The following is a 21,343-nucleotide window of genomic DNA, read 5'->3' as shown; positions in this document are numbered from 1 at the left end:
ACTTTGTTCAATCAAACTAGAACGATGTCTATGAAGTGTTCTTATCTGCAAAGTGGTTTCAGAGGGCAAAAAGAACCTCGTAATAGCCCTAAAGAATGAAGTTTCTGTATCCATTGTGCATCTTTCACATCTGTCTTTGCTTTGAGGTTTTTTGTTTGAGTCCCTTGAACCAAAAGAACTTCAAAACCATTTCCCTGCAAGATCATAAACAAAGATTGCCAATAACTCCCTGTGGACTCCAAAGCAACACTACGAATCTTGTTCTCTTGAAGATAAGCTACCAAAGCGCATAATCCTGATTGATAAACATTAAATTCTCTAATTTGATTTTCATCCTGTCCTATGGCTACAAAATGAGAACGTGACCCAACATCAATTCCTGCAGCATTGGGATTTACAATTTGCATTTTTTCGAAACTTTTCATAAAATATTTTTTTATTAAAATGCGAGGAAATGTAATATCTTTGCTTAAATTATTCTATACGAGATAACATGGTGTTTCATCATTGATTGTCTCAAAGGGCTTCCAAATGGAAGCCTTTTTACATTTCAGCCAAAATCTGGGAGGGGATAAATTCACCATTTTATACATAGGCTTCGCTCGCAAGTACAAGTTAGCTCTCATTTGTCAAAGAACAATACTTTCTTGAAATCTGGGTTTAAAAATAGTACCTCTACAAAAACAACAAAAATGAGTGTTCGTTCTCGATGCGCTTCGCACTCAATGTCATTAAGTTAAGCCTCTCGTTTCATCCCGACGGAAGGAGGGATCACATAAAGTAAACAACACAGCACGCTCAAAAAATGAATTAGATTAAGCGACTCCTCCTTGCGTCGGAGTGACAAACAGAACGGTGATTTATTCAAGAAAATTTTTATAATCTTGTCATTTCGACATAAGGAGAAATCACATAAAGTAAACAACACAGCAGGCTCAAAAATTGAATTAGATTAAGCGACTCCTCCTTGCGTCGGAGTGACAAACAGAAGGGTGATTTATTCAAGAAAATTTTCATAATCTTGTCATTTCGACATAAGGAGAAATCACATAATCTTTTTAAAATCATCAATATAACAAAGTGATTTTTGAATTAAATTTCCTTAACTTAATGACATTGGCTTCGCGCTCAAACTAATGATCATTTCAATTATAGACTCAACCGTCTGTTCGAGTTCTTTTTAAAATAAAAAAAAACGTATCGAGAACTTCCTTTTTAATCCAGTATATTTTAAGTCTAAATGGTATAATTTCTTCTTGTTCTGGAAAAAAAGTTGTAGTTTTTTCCAGTTTTACCGCACTATTTTGTGAAAACAGAGGTATAATAAATAGATTTAATAGTAAAAAAAGTTTAATTATTTTTTTCATTTTATATTGTTTACTTTTTAATAATTGAAGTGTTGCTAAACTGTTTTGTAGAAATAAAGCACTTGTATTCCTCGTCTATTTTCAGCTCTTTTAAGTGATATATTTCCTCATTTATTATTGTTTTATTATCTAAAATCTCAAAGGATTGTAAAGGAATCGTTAAACCATAACCGTGTGCTTTTATAACTGCTTCTTTTTGTGCCCAAAATTCAAAAAAAGTTTCTTCTCGTGCATTAGAATTTATAATCTTCGCCCATTCATTTGTAGTAAATTGTTTTTCAAAATCTACTATTTCGATATTGGATATCTTTTCAATATCAATACCTACTTCATTCTCTTTAGCGATAGCACAAATCACTATATCACCTGAATGTGAAATATTGAAGTGAATGGAATCGTTAAGAAAATAAGGCTTATTGAATTTTGTATAACAAACCTCTTTATCTGAATAATCCAAATTATAAACCTCTTGAATCCCTTGAAGCAATAATACTCTACCAGAAAGTGATAATTGAGCATCTTGCCATTTTCTGTATTCCTTAATTTTTTCTTGAAAAACTGTTGGGAATTTTACCAACTCATTTTTTAAGAAATTTTCATGATATTCTTCAGATATGTAAGCATAATAAATATGAGTCAAAACATATTTTTTAAAAATTAAAATCTAATGATGCACTCATTTCCTCTTCTTACTCCATTTAATTCTAAATCCAAAGATGCATGATATGCTTTTTCTATAAAGTCTGTCAATTTTTCTGAATGCTGATTAATAAAAAAATGATTCCCGCAGAATTGCTGATGCTCAAAATTGGAATGGGTATAGTTTTTCCAATTAGAGATATTAGATGCATTTTTTTCTTCTGATCCCATTACACAAAAAATAGGGCAATTAATTTTTCCTTCTGAAATGCTTTCGTATTCCTGTTCAACTATCTCAAAATCTGCCCTCAAAATTGGCTCAAAGAAGTCAAACAATTCTTCCGACTCATAAACTTCGTCAGGAATTCCTCCCAATTCTTTCAGAGCCATAATAAATTTATCTTTGGGCAAATTATAGCGAAATTCTCCTTCAAAAATCCCGGGACCAGTACAACCCGTAACAATCAAACAAGAAACCTTACTATTTTGTTTCTCAATTTTTTTACTAATTCAAATCCCAAAAGAGCACCCATACTATGCCCATAAATTGCAACTGGGGTATTTAGTCTTCGGAATTTATTAAATTGCCTCAATTGGTCCTCTACAGCTTCATCTCGGTTTTTAATTAATTCTTCTTCCATTCTGTCGCCTCTTCCGGGTAATTCAAGACTAATTATGTCAAAAAAATATTCCAATTTTTTCTTTAGAAAATTTAAAGAATAGGAGCTTCCTCCTGCATAGTGCATTAAAAATAATTGTGGCAGTTGTTCCTTATTCATGTTCAATCTTTTTTCGGTAATAAATGAATTCATTATTCGTTTGGTGATATTTTATCATCCTATACATTCTTTTTCATAATAATTTACGACTCTAGTTTCTTTAAAACCTACTTTTTTGTATAAGTTATATGCCTTCTCATTCAAGCTATCCACTTCTAATTCCAATTCATAATTCTTATTCTTCAGCAGATTAAAAACTGAATTGATAAGATCATGCCCATGCCCTTTCCCCTGATAAACTTCACTGATACCTAATCCATATATAATCACCTTATTATCGGAATAAAACAATGTACAAATCCCGATAATTGTATTATCAATCTCTGCCATATACTGTTTTCTCTCATTTGATTGCAAGCAAGACATTATCATTTTTTCTGATTCTTCATGAGTTTCATGAAAAAGTTCTGAATTGATCCTTATAAAATCATCTACATCATTGAAATTAGCATCACGAAACTGAATTGATGAGTTGTATTTTTCTTTAAATTGTTCATATTTCATCAGGTACTCAATATGATCGCATTTTAAATTCAACTTTTCAGCAATTCCCATACCCGCTTTTGAATCATTATCAACAACAAACAAAACCGATTTTATATTATAGACGCTCAATTCATTATAGGAGGAAACAATTAATTCATTGAATTTCCCTTTATTCCTTTTATTAGGTTTAACACAACCTGATATTTCGGCAATTTCTGATAGCGGATTGAATATAGATATCATACCTATCAGTTCTTCTTCCTCAAAGTAGAGGAACCAGGAATTCATTTCTGAAAAATAGTTCAAACTATGATCAAATTGAACAGGAATAACTGAATTGTCATACTCTTCACACTCCTTTATTAAGCTTTTTACACTACTTTCTTGTTCGCTATCTAAGTTTATATATCTCTTTATCATAATTCGTCTTTTTTACTTTATTACTTGTTGAGTCGTTTTTTTTCTTCTTCGTTGCCAGTTGTTTTTCTTTCAGTAACTTTAATTTTTCCAAAGTTATAGTTAATACTTACAACTAAACGGCGGGTATCATCCTTAGCATTATAGTTCCAATTTTGATTTTCAAAATCAACTTTTGTCCTGCGTCGATTTGAATAAAATAAGTCGTTTACACCGGCACTGCAATCTAACTTTCCGTCAAAAAATGCTTTTTTAACAGCGGAAGAAAGCATTCAGCAAGATTTTATTTGTAGAAAACCATCATTCTTTGGGCTATTGTAAAATGCTATAACTTCTACTTTAACCCGTAGTGCATTATAAAAATAAGTTGCTCAAAATACTAAAAAATATTAAATTGTAATGATTACCAGTCGATTACAATCATGAGTAACTTACAGGCAACTTACGAAAATTAAAGAAAACTGAGAATTTCTATTTCAAACCCATAAAACCAAAATTATCTGATATTGAGGTGATTATTTTAATAGTTTTGGCTGAATTTAAATCTATAGATTCTGAACATCAGCTTTTTAGAGAAATTCAAGGGCTTGAGATTGGTTTAAAAATCGAGCGAAGTCTATACAATAGAAGAAAACGACAGTTGTTTCCTTATATCGAAAAAATCAGAATAAAAATGGTTGAAAAGTTTAATGAATTTGAAAATTATTTTGTGGTTGATAGTATGCCCTTGGAAGTTTGTAAAATAGCCCGTTCTTCAAGAAGTAAAATATGCAAAGAAGAAGATTATGCACGACCAAATAAAGGGTTTTGTGCTTCTCAAAAATTACATTATTACGGCTACAAATTACATGCAGTTTGTTCTATTGAAGGTGTTTTTTAGAGTTTCGATTTAACACCTGCTTCTGTTCATGATATTCATTATCTAAAAGATATAAAATCTCAACTATTAGACTGTGTATTACTTGGCGAAGAGGCTATCTCTCTCAAACCATTCAGCTTGATTTGTTTAACGAGGTTAATATACAATTAGATACACCAAAAAGAATAAACCTCAGTTTTATCAGTTCAAAAAATTCAGAAAACGAATAGAAACTTTATTCTCTCAATTATGCGACCAATTCATGATAAAAAGAAATTACGCTAAGTCTTTCCAAGGATTTAAAACAAGAATTCTTTCGAAAATAACAACACTAACAACTATACAATATTTAAACAGATTCGTATTCAATAGAAATATCAATAATTTAAAAATTAATCTAATTCAATAATGCACTACGGGGTATAATAATATCGTGTAATATCTCTTGATTCGCGTATTTTCTAGTGAGTTTTGGTTTAGGTAATTTCAAAACTAAAATGGTATAAACTATTTTGATAATAGAAGTACTAATGCAGCTGCTGAATCTTTTAATGCAAAAATAAAAGCCTTTAGAAGTCAGTCTAGAGGGGTAAGAAATATCGATTTTTTCTTATTCAGATTGTCCAATCTTTTTGCTTAATCCCCAACTTTATTTTCTTGATCCTGTTTTACAATACAAAAATCATTCAAGTTGTCAAACAAAAAATCCTTAACTTTCTAAGATTATAGATTGTTAAGGATTTTAATTCGTACCCGGAGTGGGAATCGAACCCACACACCTAAGTACACGAGTTTGAGTCGTGCGCGTCTACCAATTCCGCCATCCGGGCATCTGATGATTGTGAGTGCAAATGTAAACAAAAAAATGAATAATCATAAAAAAATATCGAAAATTATGTTTTCAAGTTGATTTTAATTTCTAAATTTGCAACGCATTAAAAGCAACACAACACATAACTAACTACAATTAACTAAATTAATTTTAAAAAATTAGTTTAGCTAATATAAAAAAAGTAACCTAATGCCACATTTAGAACCAGAAGCAAAAATTTTTGCTTGTTCACAAAGTGTATACCTAGCTGAAAAAATTGCCGAAAAATACGGCGTAAAACTAGGGAAAGTAACATTTTCCCATTATAGTGATGGTGAATTTCAGCCTTCTTTTGAGGAATCAATAAGAGGATTAAGAGTCTTTATTGTGTGTTCAACATTTCCAAGTTCTGATAATTTAATGGAACTTTTGCTAATGATTGACGCTGCTAAAAGAGCTTCAGCAAGACACATAACGGCAGTAATACCTTATTTTGGTTGGGCTCGACAAGATAGAAAAGACAAACCAAGAGTTCCTATAGGAGCAAAGTTGGTCGCTAAGTTACTCGAAAGTGCAGGAGCTACTCGAATCATGACCATGGATTTGCATGCAGATCAGATTCAGGGCTTTTTTGAGAAACCAGTTGATCACTTGTTTGCTTCAACGATCTTCTTGCCTTATGTTCAATCATTAGGTTTAGAAAATTTAACAATTGCTTCTCCTGATATGGGAGGATCAAAGAGAGCCTATGCTTATTCTAAGTTTCTAAGCTCAGATGTGGTAATTTGTTATAAACAAAGAAAAGCAGCCAATATTATTGAATCAATGGAGTTAATTGGTGAAGTAAAAGGGCGAAATGTTATCCTTGTTGATGACATGATAGATACAGGAGGTACATTAGCTAAAGCAGCTGATTTAATGTTAGAAAAAGGGGCGTTGAGTGTACGTGCTATTTGCACTCATGCTATTTTATCTGGTAATGCAATAGAAAGAATAGAAAATTCTAGTCTAACAGAATTAATCGTAACGGATTCAATACCATTAAAGAAAGAATCAGCAAAAATAAAAGTGGTAAGTTGTACTGAATTATTTGCAGATGTAATGCGAATGGTACACTCCAATAATTCAATAAGTAGCAAATTTATTATGTAAATTATATTATTAATTTTTATATTTTTTTAAATGAAATCAATTACAATTAAAGGATCAGAAAGAGAAAGCGTGGGTAAAGTATCTACTAAAGCCTTACGTAATGCTGGAATGATTCCTTGCGTGTTATACGGAGGAGATCAACCAGTACACTTCGCTGCTGAAGAAAAAGCGTTTAAAAACTTGGTTTACACTCCTAATGCACACACTGTTGTGGTTGAATTAGAAAACGGTAAAACTTTTAATGCTGTATTACAAGACATTCAGTTTCACCCAGTGTCAGATAAAATCTTACATATTGACTTCTATCAGTTGTTTGAAAACAAAGAGGTTACAATGGAAATTCCAGTGAAAGTTGTAGGTAATTCTAAAGGAGTTATGGCAGGTGGTGTATTACGTCTTAACCAACGTAAATTGAAAGTGAAAGCTTTACCAGCTAACTTACCAGATTTTATCGAAACAGATATTTCTGAATTAGAAATGGGTAATAAATTATATATTACTAAATTACACACAGATGCGTACAAGTTTTTACACCCAGATAATACGGTAGTATGTCAAGTAAGAATTTCACGTGCTGCTATGAAAGCTGCTCAAGAAGCTGCAAAAGCAGAAAAAGGGGCAAAAGGAAAGAAAAAATAATTTCCTTAAAATATTTTGCAAAAGTGCTCACAACTGTGAGCACTTTTTTATTCGTTATACTCTCTTTATAGATAAATATTTTGATATCATTTAGATGAAAAAATTTTTAATAGTAGGTTTAGGAAATATTGGTGCCGAGTATGTTAATACACGTCATAACATAGGTTTTAAAGTGCTTGATTTTTTAGCCAAAAAGCATAAGGTAGAATTTAATACCGTAAAACTGGGTACAATGGCTGAAATAAAACTAAAAGGGAAAACCTTATTTTTATTAAAACCTAATACCTATATGAATTTAAGCGGAAAAGCAGTTCAATACTGGATGGATAAAGAAAATATTGATAAAGAAAATATTCTTATCATTACGGATGATTTAAACCTATCTTTTGGTACTTTACGTATAAAGCCAAAAGGAAGCGATGGAGGACATAACGGATTAAAAAATATACAATTATTACTTAACTCAACTGATTACCCACGATTCCGTTTTGGGATAAGTGATGATTTCAAAAAGGGAAAACAAGTCGATTATGTATTAGGTGAATGGGATGAACAGGAAAAAGAAAAATTAGATGAGCGTTTAGAACAGTCTGCCGCAGCAGTTGAATCCTTTGCGTTAGCAGGTATCGGAAACACGATGAGCGTATTTAATGGCAAATAAAGAATTTCTTTTTGTTCCTCGTATAGAGTACTATTTTTTATATTAGATTGCTGTTTTCTCTGTAATGAGGATGTAAAGTGCTAGGGTTAATTGATTCGCTTAGCTCTTTTGGTGATTCTAATAATTTAACAGATGATGTCATCATTTTTTTTGAATGGAGTAGTTTTTATTTAACAAACCTATTCATTTCCTTCAAACTTTTTTAGTATCATTTCCAACATATCTAAATAAATAATATCTTATAAATAGCACTTTTGTAAATAATGTTATGTTTAAGTCTTTGTAATTTTTTTGATTCTCCCTAGTTCTCCTTTACAGTATTATTATAAACCCCGATTCTGTGTTGGGAATTTATTAGAAATAAAAAGGAAGTTTAAACGGTATTATTAAAAATATTAACTGAATTTCGAAATGAACAGAAATTATTCTGGTCAAAGAGATAAATGATAGGCTATATGTTACGTTTTTTGTTTTTAAGGTTTAATATTTGGAAAAAAGTTTTATTTACTTTTTTATATCTGTCATAAAACCTATCACGTAATCTGGGTTTAAAAAATAAAACAGGCGTATCTTGATGAACCAATAGATTTCGTCATAAAACCAAACTTATATGTACAGTTATTTAAAATTCGTGACAGAAGAAATATTTTTACTTAATACAAAGTGGTTGGAATTATTGGGAGTTTAAAATGAAATTCCTTGCTTTTGTATTCTATAGTTAATGCAATGTGATTATAATTTAAATTCTGTGGTCAATAAATTATTTATAGTATTTTTGCAAAAAATAAAAAATTAAAGAATGAAAAACAAAAAACATGTATGTATACTTATAGTCATAATGTCTTTTTTTTATACACAAGCACAGGTTTATAATAACAACAATAAAACTTTACAAACAAAATCAAATGCCTCAAAAATGGTATCAAAAAATGATGGGGGTAATACTGAAGTTTTTGTTCAAAAACCTTTATCTGAAGTAAAAGATGTCCCAACTTTAGGGATAACGAGTCCAAAAGCAAAATTAGAAGTAGATAGTGAAATAGATGGGGTTTCAGGGCTTAAGTTTACACAGTTAAAAAGTACAAGTTCAATGGAACAACCCAATGGTAAAGCTTTAACAGTAGACAGTCAAGGAAATGTAATATTAACTCCAATAGCTGGTTCAGGAGCTACCTATTCGGATATTTATGGTAGTGATGGTAAAATTCAAGGGGATAGAACAGTAAATATGGATGGTAAAAAACTAAACTTTATAAGTTCTTCAAATGGTTCTTCTATGCTAAATATTGATGCAAAATCTGGAAATATCGGAATAGGAACAGCTATTTCATATTCAAAACTAGAGGTTGCAGGAAGTTTTCCAGATGGTCAAACGTTTACTGATATAAATGATAGAAATAATAAATGTAGAATTATAAATGCGGGCTACCCAGTAAGTACTTCAGGAGCTGATAGGACACTTCAATTATTTGATTTTCCTAAATCTAATATAAATCCAAATGAATCTTCCTTTTGGTTTAGTTTAACTGATAGAGCTGATGCTAGTCGTTTTATTGTTCAGGCAAGACAAGGAGGGTATGGGTATTTTAAATTTACCGATGCTACGCAAAAGATTGTTTTGCGGTTTCTAATAATGGTGCTGATTTTGTATTTCTGGAAATGCCTAAAAAGATACTCACGTAATATTAGGAGGGACACAAGCTTGGCCTATTGCACATACTTTTTGGGTTAAAACAGGTTCTTCTAAATTTGATAGTGATGTTTTTGTGGATACACATATTGGTATAGGAACAGATAAATTTGTAGATCCTGTTGATGGCAATAAAGAATATAAACTTTCCGTTAAAGGACGTATAAGAGCAGAAGAAGTTAAAGTATACAATACTTGGGCTGATTATGTTTTTACTAAAGATTATAAATTACGTAGTTTGAATGAAGTAGAGACGTTTATAAATAAAAATAAACATTTACCTAACGTACCGTCTGCTCAAGAAATTACAGAAAAAGGTTTAGAATTAGGTGAAATAACTAAAATACAACAAGAAAAAATAGAAGAACTTACGTTGTATTTAATTCAACAAAATAAAGAAATTCAAGAACTAAAAAAACAATTGCAAACAATATTAAATAAAAAATAAAAATCTCTATTTTTAAAGTTTTTGCTCTAAAATGGAGGTGAATTCAGAAGTAAAGGGTTTTGAATCTTAAATTTATTTCCGAATCAGTCATACAGATGATATAAATCAGTTGATTTTTTATGCAAAAATACATTCAGAAGTAAAACCACATCAGCTTAAAAATGGATAAAAAAGACCGAAATTGATTTTCAATTTCGGTCTTTTTATTTTTTACGTCTATTTGGTTCGGAAATAGGGTTGAAAGCATCATGATAAGACACGTTTTCCTTGTAAAAACTATCGAAATCATCAAGAAGTGGTATTTCGTGTTGAAAGTTGTTTAAACGTGTTGTTTTATATGAGTTTTTAAATGAAAAACCCCAGTTTTGAATGTGCCTACAAAAGTTTAGGTTTAAAAATCCAAGCTTCCATTTTTAACTTGTAAACTTATTAGTGGAATTAGAGTCTGACTTCTCATCTTACACGTTTCATAATAAATAGTATATTATGTTAATTGCTTTTTAACCGAGTTTCGAGTTCTTTTATTTTCTTATTTTGTTCAATCACATAAAGTGTTAGCTCTTCTATTTTTTGCAATAATTTAATTTGAAATTCTCCCACATTAACCCCTTCTTTTTCCATTTCTTTTGCGGAGGCAATTTCAGGTAAATGTTTTTTTTCTTTTAGGTGTTTTTCAACCTCTTCTAGTTTTGGTAAATTATAATTCTCAGCAAATACAAAGTCTGCTGTTGGTGTTGTAGTTATTTTTAATTCTTTAGCTTCTAATTTCCCTTGAAGAGAAGCATCGCCTTTTCCTGATATTTTGAATCTTTCGGCGATATCTTTACCATTATATGTAAAGAATTTAACCGAACCAGAAATGTCGGTTCGAGGACTAATAATTAAATCACCTGCTTGTCCTAAATTTCCTGACTCTGCCCATGCAATTTGAGCTGGAATTTGAGATACTACACTTCCAATCTTATTATTTAAAATGATGCCAGATGTTGTATCATCGCCTACATGGAATTTACCTAGAGGGTTAGAAAGACCAATCCCTACATTCCCACTAAGGACAGTATTCCCTTCTACATTTAAATTTCCATTACCTTCCCATGATTTAGATATTATTACACCTCCTTTATTCAAAAGGTATAAGCTTTCACCACCAGTAATATGCATTCTTTTATCAGTTCTTAAAATACTTCCAAATTTTATATCTCCACGAACATCTAATTTTTCAGTAGGCGATTCCGTTCCTAAACCCATACTACCGTTATCTATGAATGTAATTAGTTTTGCGTTATCATTTCTTCTGCGAATATGGAATTTCCAACCGGTACCATTTCCAAAGTCTATTGCTCCTGCATCAGGACTTCCAAATGGAGCTCTAAAAATTGGCGAAGCACCATGTTGATAATTTAAAGAGATATCTCCAAAGACATCAAGTTTTGATAATGGATTATCAGTACCTATACCCACATTCCCGTTTTCTGATACAGCTAATTTTGCGTTTTGAAAATCTCCTTTAGAAACAATCCATTTATCAGCATGTAAGTTTCCAAAAAACCAATTGGGAATTCCGTTTTTTAACTGTGTTTGAATTCCTTGTATGTATCCTCCTTGATCAGTAGATCTTTTTAATTTTAATAAAGGAGAATAATCGGTTATGGTATGTTCTTTAGAGAATGATTCTCCAATACCACTACTGAATGCCGGTAGTGTACTACATGCAATCCACCATTCTGAGCCTGTATTTTTATATAAATCAAATTCTTCTTGACTTGTAACTACAGAGCTGTAGTTTGTAAAATTACTTCCATCAAATACTTGGTCAAAAAAATTTCCTTTAATGGCACATTGAGCATGCCATGATGAATTAATTTGAATATTGGCATTTTCTTCTAAAGTTTTTTGCTTATCCCAAGGGATTACGAGTACAGAAAAACGGACATTTGGATTTTTTGAAGCTATAATAGCATAACCTGTAGCTCTTGCATTTTGCTTTTGAATTTCACGAAAATCCTGCGAAAAAATATTCAAAGTAAATAAAAAAGAATGCTGCTAATATTTCTTTAAGAAAGGAATTGATTGTCATTGAAGATCTTTTTAAAATAAAAATTTAACTGATTTAGTATTGATTAAGCGTGTAAAAGTAGCTAAATTTTATATTTTTTTCTAAGTAGTATACACCTTCTAAATATTTTTATAGAATATTACAATCACTTTAAATAGAAAAAACACTGTTTTCTCAAATACAATTCCTATTTTTGCGCCCGAAATTTCTCTTAAACCTATGAAAAATAAGTTTTTAGATTTCAATAAATACTTGATGGTCAAGGCGTACTCTTTAACAGAAATACTCATTGTACTTTGTATTATTGGAATCTTACTGCTGATGGTATTACCCAATCAGACTTCCGTTATCAGTCAAGCCAAATCTATTGAAGCACAAGCTATGTTAAATCAGATATATGGTTTAGAAAAAAGTTATTTTTATAGATATTCTAAATTTTCAAGCAGTCTGGAAGAATTAGGTTTTGAACAAGAAAAAACGGTGGATGAAGGAGGTCAAGCTATTTACCGTGTTGAAATTGTGGAATCATCAAATGAGAGTTTCTCGGCTAGAGCCACCGCGGTATCGGATATGGATGGTGATGGTGCTTTTAATACTTGGGAAATTAACAATACGAAAGTGCTAACTGAAGTTACGAAAGAATAAAAGTGGATTTGTTTTTACAGGTTGTACTCTTAAGTATACTCGGTTTTATTTTTTATCAAGATTTGAAATATAGAGCCCTACATATTTTGTTACCTATTTTAATTCTTATAGTAGGTAGCTTACTTTTGCATTTCCCGTTGAACTTAATTTTAAAAAAGCGCACTAGTTAACATTTGCTTTTTCCTTTTTATTTTTGGTGCCATGGTTCTTTATATGAGAATAAGACATAAAAATTTTGCAAATCCACTACAAGCGTATTTTGGCTTAGGAGATGTGTTATTTTTTGTATCCATTACGCCATTGTTTGAATTGAAAAAATATTTAGTATTCCTTATTACTAGTATGTTATTTGCTATAATACTTTATTTTTTATTCTTAAAGAAAAAAGAGATTAAGTCTATTCCATTAGCTGGTTTTTCGTCCATATTATTAGGATTTATATTGATTGTTAAAAATTTTCTAGAACCCTTTTTCCTATTATTATGTTAGGTATGGAAGATACTTTACTGGTAGATACCGAAAGTCTTTTAGCTATTTCAGGCGAATTGGCTAATCATTATCGTGTTATTCCAAAACAAACCAATGAGGATCTATTAGAATTATATATAGATACTAAAAATAACAATTTAAATACCCAAGAAGAGTTAGAACTTTTAACAGGTAAAAATGTCAAGCTTTTTGATTCCACAACTAATGCTATTAGCAAGGCATTGTCTATTTATTATAGAAAAGAACGTATAGATACTAAAAAGAGGAATTTTGATGTAGAAAAAAATGATTTTTTAGAATCTTTATTAGAAGAAGCAAAGGCACTAAAAAGTAGTGATATTCATTTTGAAGTATACGAAGATAATGCACGAATTCGTTTGCGAATTGACGGACAACTTATAGAAAGATACAAGATAGAAAAAGAAAACTATTTAGAACTTGTTAATAAAGTAAAAATAAAAGCAAAGCTTAATATTACAGAAAAACGATTGCCACAAGATGGGCGTATTACAAATCAAAATTTTGATATTAGAGTGTCTATTTTACCCACCCTTTTTGGTGAAAAAAATAGTAATGCGTTTATTGGGACAGGATGCTTCAAATATCGACCTATATGCGTTAGGCTTTAAAGATGATGAACTAGAAAAATATCTTCAAGCGGTAAAAAAGCCTAATGGTATAATTTTAATTAGTGGCCCTACAGGTTCTGGAAAAACGACCACTTTATACGCTACTTTAAAATTATTAAACGATACTAAACGCAATATTGTTACCGTTGAAGATCCAATAGAGTATACACTTAAAGGAATCAATCAAGTACAACTCAAAGAAGATATAGGGCTTACCTTTGCCTCAGCATTAAAGTCCTTTTTGCGCCAAGACCCAGATGTAATCATGCTGGGCGAAATTCGAGATTCTGAAACAGCCCTTATGGCTATTAGAGCTTCACTTACAGGGCATTTGGTTTTATCTACCATACATACTAATTCTGCTTTAGGTACCATGTCACGTTTGTTAGATATGGGAGTACCCGCTTATCTAATTTCGGAGACTTTAAACCTATCTGTTGCGCAACGATTAGTGCGAAAACTTTGCGAAAACTGTAAATCAGAAATTGTCGTTAACTTAGATGATTTTCCTCTAAGTTTTCAATTCCCATATCCTATTGAAAAACATTATAAAACTACAGGTTGTAACCAATGCTTTCATACAGGTTATAAAGGTAGAACTGCTATTTATGAAGTAGTAAATGTTGATAATAAATTGGCCACGGCTATAAAACATAATCAAATGGCTGAAATGTTTGATAATAATAACAAATATCAAACTTTAGCGCATAAAGCTTTTGATCTACTAGCCAAAGGTGAAACCTCTTTAGATGAAATTTATCCAATTTTAATTGCACAATAAAAATGTTTAAAAAAATTATTTACTCCCTTTTAGGTTTTGTTTTATCTCTTTCAACTTTTGCTCAACAGGATATTAATCAGTTAAGTTATAAGTTTGATGAACTAGCAAAACAAAAAAAAGGAATAAATGAAGCCTTGAAAATTAATGTTTCTGGTCTTTCTTTGCATGACTTTATAGCTTCGATTGCTGAAGAACATCAACTTAATATTGATGTAGATACTGACTTAAATCAAACGGTAGTAAATAACTTTTATGATGTAACCGTTAAAGATGTATTCTTGCATTTAGTACAAAAGTATGATTTAGAAGTTGGTTTTTTAAACAATATTGTCGTTTTTAAAAAGAGAAAAGAGATTAAAGTAGTTGAAAAAAAGCAACCTAAACTTATTGATGTAAGTTATAACAAGGAAAATGATTTTCTTTCATTGCGATTAGAAAATGACTCCTTACCTGCTGTAGCAAAAACCATTATTGATAAATCAGGTAAAAATGTAGTTTTGGCTCCCGATATTAAGAATTTAAAAGTATCTTCTTATATACTCAATAGACCTTTTGAACAAGTAATACAGATGATGTCTAAATCAAATGATTTAGTTGTTTCAAAAGATGAAAATGGTTTCTTCTTCTTAGAAAAAAACAAAGAACCTAATAATCTAAATTCTTATTCTACTAATAGTTCTAATAAAAATAGACAAGCTAAAGCCAATCGAGGGAATCCTCGGATATTATGATATAACATTGGATAAATCGGGTTTTTTAAATGTAAATGCAGATGTTGCCGATGTAAATGATATTTTAACGGAAGCAGCTGAAAAATTACATATTAATTATTTTTTATATAATAAACCTGAAAATGAGAAAGCAAGTTTATCAGCCGAACATATTAGTTTTGATGACTTATTAGAACATGTTTTTAAAGGAAAAAAATATACCTTTAAAAAACAGGATAATTTATATTTAATAGGTGAACACGCTACAGAAGGTCTTAGAGCTACAGAAATTATTCAGTTAGAAAACCGGTCTATCGAAAGCGTACAACAGTCTTTGCCCAGAGTTTTTGCAGAAAAACTAGAAATTAAAGAATTTGTAGAATTAAACAGTTTAATTCTTTCAGGTTCTAAAAAAGCTATTGATGAACTACGTCTTTATTTAAAGCAAATAGATAAAGTGGTACCGATGGTACAAATAGAAGTAATTATAGCACAATATAATAAAGGATATGATATTCAAACTGGTTTTAAAGCAGGGCTTTTAGGAAAAGGACAAACTCCTATTGGTACTTCGGGTACTTTATATCCTACTGCGGACATGTCTTTAAATAGCTCTTCAATAAATAGTTTAATTAATGCTTTTAATGGTTTTGGTTTATTCAAAATAGGAAAGGTAACAGAGAGTTTTTATGCTAATTTAAAATTGTTAGAAAACAACTCTATACTAAAAGTAGAATCAACCCCTAAAATAGCTACTATTAGTGGACATGAAGCTAAGTTAGCCATTGGCGAAACTAGCTATTATTTTGAGCAAAACAATCAAATTTTGAGTAATAATAACATAGGAAACAATATTTTGCAATCAGGCACTTGGAAACCAACGGATGCTAATTTGAGCGTATCTATTAAGCCTTTTGTTTCAACAGATGAAAACGTGACGCTAAATATTGCAGTTGAAAAAAGTTCATTCTTGGGTAGGGCTGGTGAAAATGCTCCTCCGGTAAAGCAACCCAAAAATTTGAATCTTTAGTACGAGTTAAAAATGGAGAGATGATTTTATTAGGAGGACTTGATGAATTGAAAAAAGAAAATTCAGGTACAGGAGTTCCATTAATTTCTAGAATCCCCATTCTAAAATGGTTCACTAGTAGCCGAAAAAAATCGAAAAGCGATGCTAAGCTTCATATATTCATTAAACCAACTGTTGTATACTAATGTTACAATATTTAAGTAAAATAATTAAATTCAATAAAATAAATGTCGTCGGTCTTGTCAAAAAGAACAGGCGGACATATTTTATGTATTGACAGTTCTTAAAAAAGGGAATAAACTCAATATAGTAGCTGCTAGAACGTTTGATAGTTTTGAAAAATTTTTAAAAGCAATTGATACCAAAACACCCATTGTATTGTCCATAGATGGTAAAGGAATATTAAACAAAAAAATAGATAATCAGAATGAAGCAGATGTTAATTGGTTAAAAACGGTCGATTTTAATAGTATATATCATACGACCTTTCAAAATGAAGCAGTAGGATTTATAAGTTTTTGCAGAAATGCTTTAGTTGAAGAAACTATTCATTTTTTTCATGCCAATCAATTTCAAATATTAGATGTGTATATCGGAGCTTTTCCAGTTGCTTTTTTGAAAAATCATATCAAAAATACCACGATTAAAGCAGGTGAATTAGAATTAATTTTTGAAGAAAATGAACTAGAAAGTTTTGTCAAAAATGATACAACAACTTCCATTCAAGTGGGAGAAGATAATCTGTTAAGCTCACATTTACCCCTTTATGCAAGTGCTATACACTTTTTCTTGCAACCAGAGGTGATTACTAAAACTGAAAATAAAATTAAACTAGAAGAAATAATTTATGAAAAAGCGTTTAATAAGCTAGGTCTAACTATGCTAGTATCATTTTTTATACTACTTTCCATAAGTTATACGGTTATTCAGTATTTTAACGGAAAGATTGCAGATCTTAATATGGAAGTCATTTACTCAAATCAATCATACAAACAAATTAAAAAATTAGAAAAACGAAGAGAACAACAGTTTATGATTTTAAATGAATCAGGACTAATATCCAATAAATTTATATCACATTATACTTTTGATATACTACAAACAATACCCCATGATATAAAACTCAATGAGTTAAATTATGCTCCAATAGATAAGGAAATTAGGATTGATAAAAAAATACTGATGACTCCTAATACAATTGTTATTAAGGGACAAACTTATAAAGAAGGTGTTTTTAATAACTGGTTAACCGATCTAAAAAAACTCAACTGGATGCGGAAATTTGAAATAGTTAATCTTAAAAAAGATAAAAAAAACAAGTCACAATTTGAGATTAAAATAATATTGAATCATGTTTAATCAGTATACTTTTAAGCAAAAATTTAAAGCACTACTAGTAGTGTTTTGCTTACTAGCTATTACAGCTTATAAGCGTTCATTTAGTCAACTTATAGCTTCTTATGCAGAATACAAGTCGCTAAATGAAAAATCATTAGAAATTGACTCTAAAACTTCAGGTTTAAGCAAGTTGAATGAAGAAGTTACCAAATTGGATCTCCTAATAGGTAAAAGTCAAAAAGAAAAAGAAATAGTACAACAAGAAATTATTGATTTCGTAGCAAAGAATCATCCAGAAGTAGCTATAGATGGGATAAAACCTATACATTATTTTAAAGATGAACATTTTTCAGCTATTACCAACAGCATCATATTATCAGGTAATACCAATCAGCTATTAAAAACAGTGTATGACTTTGAGAATCTATTTGAAAGTTCAAAGCTTGTTAGTCTGCATTTTTTCACTGAAAAGAAAAATGAAAAAGAAGAAAAATTACATTTAAAACTTATATTTCAAAATTATGAAGGTATTTAACAGCATATTGTTTTTATTTTTAGCAATTAGCATGATAGCATGTGAGGATATCTTAGAAAAAGATATTACGACCGATACGCTAAATGTTTTATCACCTAAAGAAGGAACATTTATAGAAAGCAATATTGTGGTTTTTCAATGGGAAGCCCTAAAAGGAGCCAATAAATACCATTTGCAAATTGAGGATAAAAAAGCGTTGATCATAAAAGATACCTTAACATCCAAAACGGCTTTAAAACTCTCACTACAACCGAGAAATTATAAGTTTAAAATTAGAGGTGAAAACGCAGGCTATCAGTCTAACTATACCGTTCCTATTTCTTTTGATGTAAAATTACCGACCAGCTTAGAAAACCAACTCGTAATTTTAAAGAGCCCTTCAAATGGATTCTTTACAAATAGAAATAATTTAACTCTAATTTGGGATCCCATTAAAATTGCCACAAGTTATACTTTAGAATTATACGACATGACAAATGGAAATTTGTTATTACTTTCTAAAGAAGGCATTACATCATCAACTTATGCTTTAGATGCCAGTATTCTTAAATCAGATGCTCTTTATGAATGGAGGATTAAAGCGATAAATACAACTTCAGCTACTGAATTTAGTAAAGCTGCATTTTCATTGGATACGACACCTCCCAATGCACCACAAAACTTATTACCCAATAATTCTGATTCACGTAAAGTAAATACAACCATAGATTTTAGTTGGAAATTAGATTCGGATGCAGGTGTTATTAAATCTCCAATTGATTCCTATATAATAGAGTTTGCAACGGATATTGATTTTACTAAAAATTTTGAAAGTCAAATTACCACTATAACAAGTTATCAAAAAAAAATGACCAGTACAGGAACTTATTTTTGGAGAGTAAAAAGTAAAGATAAAGCAGGAAATGTTGGATTAGGATATAGTAAAGCCAATAGTTTATTGATAAATTAATGATGAAAAAAAAAATAAATATTATCTTATTAATAGGAGTTCTAGGTCTATGGGGGACCGTAATATATAAATACATAAGTCATTTTTTTCAAGCTAAACAAACGGAAATTAACTATCAAAATAATATCTTAACAAAGTTGCCCGCCAAAATTGAAAAGGATACATTTTTGTTAAGTAGCCTTTCTATAGATCCTTTTTAAAATCAAGAAACGAACCTAAAATAGAAAATACGAAACCATTCGTAAACAATAGTTTACCTAAACCTAAAAAAGAAATACCAAAACCTGTTAAACCTGTTAAAATAATTGAAGAAACGCCTTTTCCAGATGTAAAATTTTATGGCTATATAAAATCACAAGGAAATGAAGAAGAACTCATTTTGGTAAGAATAAATAATCACTTGTTTAAAACCCGACTAAATGCAGATTGTAATGGGGTTTTAATTAAAAAAAATATACCGAGATTCATTAGAAGTGAAATTTGAAAAAAGAAAATTAATCGTTATAAGACAACGATAGTTTTGTAATAATTTACAAGAAAAGAATTTGAAAATAAAGAAAATGGTAAAAAATAAGGTACTTTATCTTTTACTACAAGTGTAGTTTTACTATACTATGAGCAAAAATGAGTACCTATTTCAATTTAAAGTTAATAAAAAGGTATAATCTCTTCACCTCTTGCATTATAAAGAATTTGTTATTGTAAGTTGATATGATCTAAGTTTTATTACCCCCATTTACTTAATTCTTGTAAAGATCTTTTCTAAAAAGAATAATTTAATCCAATACCAATTATTTGCTTGAATTGTATTTTGGCTCCAGAAGTAATTAATTGTCCATTTATTTCATTTTTAGTTTTTACATCGTCATCATATAATAAGTTAGCATTAATATTAGCAGAAACATATTTGTTTATAATAAAATCGAATTGTAATTGCCAGTTTATATCTATATTGCCAAAATTATTTAAGTAGTCCGTGTAAAGATTTATTTTGTTCTCTAGGTAAATGTTTTGGTATATTTCATCTCTATGAAAAGCTGTTATAAGTGCTCCAATTTCATTTCGATATTTTTTTCCTTTTTCAACACCAAAAGCGCCTTCATTTGCTAAATCAGTATTAAATACAAAAGTAGATTTTTCAGTTAAAGGTGATAAGTATATTTTAAAATTTTGTTCTTTATTGATATATTCCGTACCAAAACCTATAAATAAATAAGCAGGAGCAAAAAGACTGGAAATTGGTTTGTCAAAATTAGGATGCTTGTATCCATTTGTGAATTGAGTGTTGAAATTTAATTTAGCGGAATAATGCCAGTTGGAAATACTATCTTTTTAAAACCTAAAGTTGAGTTAATAAGAAAAACATCCTCTGTTTTTCTTATTTCATGACCATCTTGCTTGTTTATACCATAACGGAATGAGAGCTCATTATGCCATTTTATATTTTTATGTTGAAAAATTCTTTTAAAATCACCTTTAAGTAAACCCGCTATAGAATTGTTACCACCAGCATTCCAGTTAATAAAGCTTATTTGATTGACTTCTAAAGCAATTTTGTTTTGTTTTTTCCAATGTGTTATAGTGTCAGGAAGAGTTGTGATAATTTCTTGAGAGTAAGTCTTTAAAAAACAAAATAAAAGTAAAATAAGTAGTTGACTTTTTTTCATTCTATTGTGAGATAAAAAAAACGCCTCTAACGAGACGTCCTTGGTTTTTGGTTTTGGTTAATTTAGTGGAGAATACCGGATTCGAACCGGTCGCCTCTACGCTGCCAGCGTAGCGCTCTAGCCAAATGAGCTAATCCCCCAAAGTTTTGCCAAATTTAATGTTTTTCTGTAAATATCGCTATTTTTGTAATAAAAAAATATGTCTTTAGATATTGTAATAAAAATAAAGGATAGAGAAGGGGTAATTCATGAGGTACAAGCGCCAACGGATATGAATATGAATATTATGGAGTTAGTTCGTGCTTATGAATTAGCACCAGAAGGAACTATAGGGATTTGTGGTGGAATGGCCATGTGTGCTTCCTGTCAGTGTTATATCTTAAATGAGGTAGAAGAATTACCTGAAAAAAATCCAGATGAAGAGGCAATGCTATGGGAAGCCTTAAATGTAAAAGAAAATAGTCGTTTAGGATGTCAGATTTTAATAACTCCTGAAATTAATGGATTAGAAATTGAATTGGCACCAGCTGAATAATGATTATTCTGCCCGAAAAAAATAGCGTTTA

General features: G+C 30.2%; 20 protein-coding genes, 2 tRNA genes and 4 pseudogenes. 17 read left to right on the top strand and 9 right to left on the bottom strand.

What is annotated here, in order from left to right:
* Positions 1-41: 41 nt before the first annotated feature.
* From JJC05_RS07165 to JJC05_RS07140, 5 genes and pseudogenes are all read right to left on the bottom strand, one after another.
* Positions 42-425 (bottom strand): IS110 family transposase, encoded by a 384-nt coding sequence (locus JJC05_RS07165; RefSeq protein WP_235877302.1) that lies wholly within the window; start codon positions 423-425, stop codon positions 42-44.
* A 952-nt stretch (positions 426-1,377) separates the two neighbouring features.
* Positions 1,378-2,007, bottom strand: a complete 630-nt coding sequence (locus tag JJC05_RS07160; RefSeq protein WP_235878641.1) for a 4'-phosphopantetheinyl transferase family protein — start codon at positions 2,005-2,007, stop codon at positions 1,378-1,380.
* A gap of 17 nt (positions 2,008-2,024) precedes the next feature.
* Positions 2,025-2,752: pseudogene (locus tag JJC05_RS16970) on the bottom strand (thioesterase II family protein).
* A gap of 87 nt (positions 2,753-2,839) precedes the next feature.
* Positions 2,840-3,691, bottom strand: a complete 852-nt coding sequence (locus JJC05_RS07145) for a GNAT family N-acetyltransferase (RefSeq protein ID WP_235878635.1) — start codon at positions 3,689-3,691, stop codon at positions 2,840-2,842.
* A 20-nt stretch (positions 3,692-3,711) separates the two neighbouring features.
* On the bottom strand, positions 3,712-3,960 hold the full coding sequence (locus tag JJC05_RS07140; protein WP_127823501.1) for an outer membrane beta-barrel protein: 249 nt from the start codon (positions 3,958-3,960) through the stop codon (positions 3,712-3,714).
* 215 nt (positions 3,961-4,175) lie between these two features.
* Here JJC05_RS07140 and JJC05_RS07135 point away from each other — a divergent pair.
* Together JJC05_RS07135 and JJC05_RS07130 are read left to right on the top strand one after the other, a co-directional pair.
* Positions 4,176-4,956: pseudogene (locus tag JJC05_RS07135) on the top strand (IS982 family transposase); the annotation flags it as partial.
* Between the two features lie 93 nt (positions 4,957-5,049).
* A pseudogene (locus JJC05_RS07130) lies at positions 5,050-5,187 on the top strand (transposase); the annotation flags it as partial.
* A 110-nt stretch (positions 5,188-5,297) separates the two neighbouring features.
* Here the strand turns inward: JJC05_RS07130 and JJC05_RS07125 are convergent.
* Positions 5,298-5,377, bottom strand: a tRNA-Leu gene (locus tag JJC05_RS07125).
* 191 nt (positions 5,378-5,568) lie between these two features.
* Here JJC05_RS07125 and JJC05_RS07120 point away from each other — a divergent pair.
* From JJC05_RS07120 to JJC05_RS07100, 5 genes are all read left to right on the top strand, one after another.
* Complete coding sequence (locus JJC05_RS07120; RefSeq protein WP_105195548.1) at positions 5,569-6,510, top strand: ribose-phosphate pyrophosphokinase; 942 nt, start codon at positions 5,569-5,571, stop codon at positions 6,508-6,510.
* Positions 6,511-6,540: 30 nt separating this feature from the next.
* A complete protein-coding gene (locus JJC05_RS07115) occupies positions 6,541-7,149 on the top strand; it encodes a 50S ribosomal protein L25/general stress protein Ctc (protein ID WP_088390075.1) in 609 nt (202 codons plus the stop codon).
* Positions 7,150-7,243: 94 nt separating this feature from the next.
* A complete protein-coding gene (gene pth / locus JJC05_RS07110; RefSeq protein WP_235878634.1) occupies positions 7,244-7,810 on the top strand; it encodes an aminoacyl-tRNA hydrolase in 567 nt (188 codons plus the stop codon).
* Between the two features lie 799 nt (positions 7,811-8,609).
* The gene (locus JJC05_RS07105) at positions 8,610-9,542 is read left to right on the top strand and encodes a hypothetical protein (RefSeq protein ID WP_235878633.1); all 933 of its coding nucleotides are present in this window, start codon (positions 8,610-8,612) and stop codon (positions 9,540-9,542) included.
* A gap of 34 nt (positions 9,543-9,576) precedes the next feature.
* Positions 9,577-9,948: a hypothetical protein gene (locus JJC05_RS07100; RefSeq protein WP_235878632.1), complete on the top strand. Its 372-nt coding sequence runs from the start codon at positions 9,577-9,579 to the stop codon at positions 9,946-9,948.
* A gap of 489 nt (positions 9,949-10,437) precedes the next feature.
* Here JJC05_RS07100 and JJC05_RS19060 read toward each other — a convergent pair.
* Positions 10,438-10,728 (bottom strand): annotated as a pseudogene (locus tag JJC05_RS19060) (hypothetical protein); the annotation flags it as partial.
* A 1,495-nt stretch (positions 10,729-12,223) separates the two neighbouring features.
* Between JJC05_RS19060 and JJC05_RS07090 the strand changes: the two are divergent.
* From JJC05_RS07090 to JJC05_RS07065, 9 genes are all read left to right on the top strand, one after another.
* Complete coding sequence (locus tag JJC05_RS07090; RefSeq protein WP_258929602.1) at positions 12,224-12,649, top strand: type IV pilin protein; 426 nt, start codon at positions 12,224-12,226, stop codon at positions 12,647-12,649.
* Positions 12,650-13,140: 491 nt separating this feature from the next.
* Positions 13,141-13,767, top strand: a complete 627-nt coding sequence (locus JJC05_RS18105; protein ID WP_309597444.1) for an ATPase, T2SS/T4P/T4SS family — start codon at positions 13,141-13,143, stop codon at positions 13,765-13,767.
* Positions 13,712-14,548 (top strand): GspE/PulE family protein, encoded by an 837-nt coding sequence (locus JJC05_RS18100; protein ID WP_309597443.1) that lies wholly within the window; start codon positions 13,712-13,714, stop codon positions 14,546-14,548. Before JJC05_RS18105 ends, JJC05_RS18100 begins: the two co-directional genes overlap by 56 nt.
* Before the next feature lie 2 nt (positions 14,549-14,550).
* Entirely contained in the window at positions 14,551-15,279 is a 729-nt protein-coding gene (locus tag JJC05_RS16960; protein WP_258929601.1) for a hypothetical protein, read from the top strand.
* A 7-nt stretch (positions 15,280-15,286) separates the two neighbouring features.
* Positions 15,287-16,288, top strand: a complete 1,002-nt coding sequence (locus JJC05_RS16955; RefSeq protein WP_258929600.1) for a type II secretion system protein GspD — start codon at positions 15,287-15,289, stop codon at positions 16,286-16,288.
* Between the two features lie 20 nt (positions 16,289-16,308).
* A complete protein-coding gene (locus JJC05_RS16950) occupies positions 16,309-16,473 on the top strand; it encodes a secretin GspD/PilQ domain-containing protein (protein WP_258929599.1) in 165 nt (54 codons plus the stop codon).
* A gap of 88 nt (positions 16,474-16,561) precedes the next feature.
* Entirely contained in the window at positions 16,562-17,647 is a 1,086-nt protein-coding gene (locus JJC05_RS07075; protein WP_235878631.1) for a PilN family protein, read from the top strand.
* Positions 17,640-18,161, top strand: a complete 522-nt coding sequence (locus tag JJC05_RS07070) for a hypothetical protein (RefSeq protein ID WP_088390089.1) — start codon at positions 17,640-17,642, stop codon at positions 18,159-18,161. The genes JJC05_RS07075 and JJC05_RS07070 overlap by 8 nt, the downstream gene beginning before the upstream one ends.
* Positions 18,148-19,110, top strand: a complete 963-nt coding sequence (locus JJC05_RS07065; RefSeq protein WP_235878630.1) for a fibronectin type III domain-containing protein — start codon at positions 18,148-18,150, stop codon at positions 19,108-19,110. Before JJC05_RS07070 ends, JJC05_RS07065 begins: the two co-directional genes overlap by 14 nt.
* Before the next feature lie 1,292 nt (positions 19,111-20,402).
* On the opposite strand, the gene JJC05_RS18095 is transcribed toward JJC05_RS07065, so the two are convergent.
* Positions 20,403-20,777 (bottom strand): DUF3078 domain-containing protein, encoded by a 375-nt coding sequence (locus JJC05_RS18095; protein ID WP_309597442.1) that lies wholly within the window; start codon positions 20,775-20,777, stop codon positions 20,403-20,405.
* A gap of 66 nt (positions 20,778-20,843) precedes the next feature.
* Positions 20,844-20,917, bottom strand: a tRNA-Ala gene (locus JJC05_RS07055).
* A 59-nt stretch (positions 20,918-20,976) separates the two neighbouring features.
* On the opposite strand from JJC05_RS07055, the gene JJC05_RS07050 reads away from it, so the two are divergent.
* Positions 20,977-21,312, top strand: coding sequence for a 2Fe-2S iron-sulfur cluster-binding family protein (locus tag JJC05_RS07050; RefSeq protein ID WP_088390097.1), 336 nt, complete (start codon positions 20,977-20,979; stop codon positions 21,310-21,312).
* Positions 21,313-21,343 lie beyond the last annotated feature (31 nt).

Source organism: Flavobacterium davisii, from assembly GCF_019565505.1.
GTDB lineage: Bacteria > Bacteroidota > Bacteroidia > Flavobacteriales > Flavobacteriaceae > Flavobacterium > Flavobacterium davisii.
Note: the sequence above shows the minus strand (reverse complement) of the source record. Positions and strands in the feature narration are given on the sequence as shown.

Bases quoted from the DNA above. Each gene is read 5' to 3' on its own strand.
- JJC05_RS18105 (WP_309597444.1), top strand. From the start codon at position 13,141: ATGGAAGATACTTTACTGGTAGATACCGAAAGTCTTTTAGCTATTTCA.
- JJC05_RS18100 (WP_309597443.1), top strand. From the start codon at position 13,712: ATGCGTTTATTGGGACAGGATGCTTCAAATATCGACCTATATGCGTTA.
- JJC05_RS16950 (WP_258929599.1), top strand. From the start codon at position 16,309: ATGATTTTATTAGGAGGACTTGATGAATTGAAAAAAGAAAATTCAGGT.
- JJC05_RS16960 (WP_258929601.1), top strand. From the start codon at position 14,551: ATGTTTAAAAAAATTATTTACTCCCTTTTAGGTTTTGTTTTATCTCTT.
- JJC05_RS07105 (WP_235878633.1), top strand. From the start codon at position 8,610: ATGAAAAACAAAAAACATGTATGTATACTTATAGTCATAATGTCTTTT.
- JJC05_RS07065 (WP_235878630.1), top strand. From the start codon at position 18,148: ATGAAGGTATTTAACAGCATATTGTTTTTATTTTTAGCAATTAGCATG.
- JJC05_RS07145 (WP_235878635.1), bottom strand. From the start codon at position 3,691: ATGATAAAGAGATATATAAACTTAGATAGCGAACAAGAAAGTAGTGTA.
- JJC05_RS07090 (WP_258929602.1), top strand. From the start codon at position 12,224: ATGAAAAATAAGTTTTTAGATTTCAATAAATACTTGATGGTCAAGGCG.
- JJC05_RS07115 (WP_088390075.1), top strand. From the start codon at position 6,541: ATGAAATCAATTACAATTAAAGGATCAGAAAGAGAAAGCGTGGGTAAA.
- JJC05_RS07070 (WP_088390089.1), top strand. From the start codon at position 17,640: ATGTTTAATCAGTATACTTTTAAGCAAAAATTTAAAGCACTACTAGTA.
- pth (WP_235878634.1), top strand. From the start codon at position 7,244: ATGAAAAAATTTTTAATAGTAGGTTTAGGAAATATTGGTGCCGAGTAT.
- JJC05_RS18095 (WP_309597442.1), bottom strand. From the start codon at position 20,777: ATGAAAAAAAGTCAACTACTTATTTTACTTTTATTTTGTTTTTTAAAG.
- JJC05_RS07120 (WP_105195548.1), top strand. From the start codon at position 5,569: ATGCCACATTTAGAACCAGAAGCAAAAATTTTTGCTTGTTCACAAAGT.
- JJC05_RS07165 (WP_235877302.1), bottom strand. From the start codon at position 425: ATGAAAAGTTTCGAAAAAATGCAAATTGTAAATCCCAATGCTGCAGGA.
- JJC05_RS07050 (WP_088390097.1), top strand. From the start codon at position 20,977: ATGTCTTTAGATATTGTAATAAAAATAAAGGATAGAGAAGGGGTAATT.
- JJC05_RS07140 (WP_127823501.1), bottom strand. From the start codon at position 3,960: ATGCTTTCTTCCGCTGTTAAAAAAGCATTTTTTGACGGAAAGTTAGAT.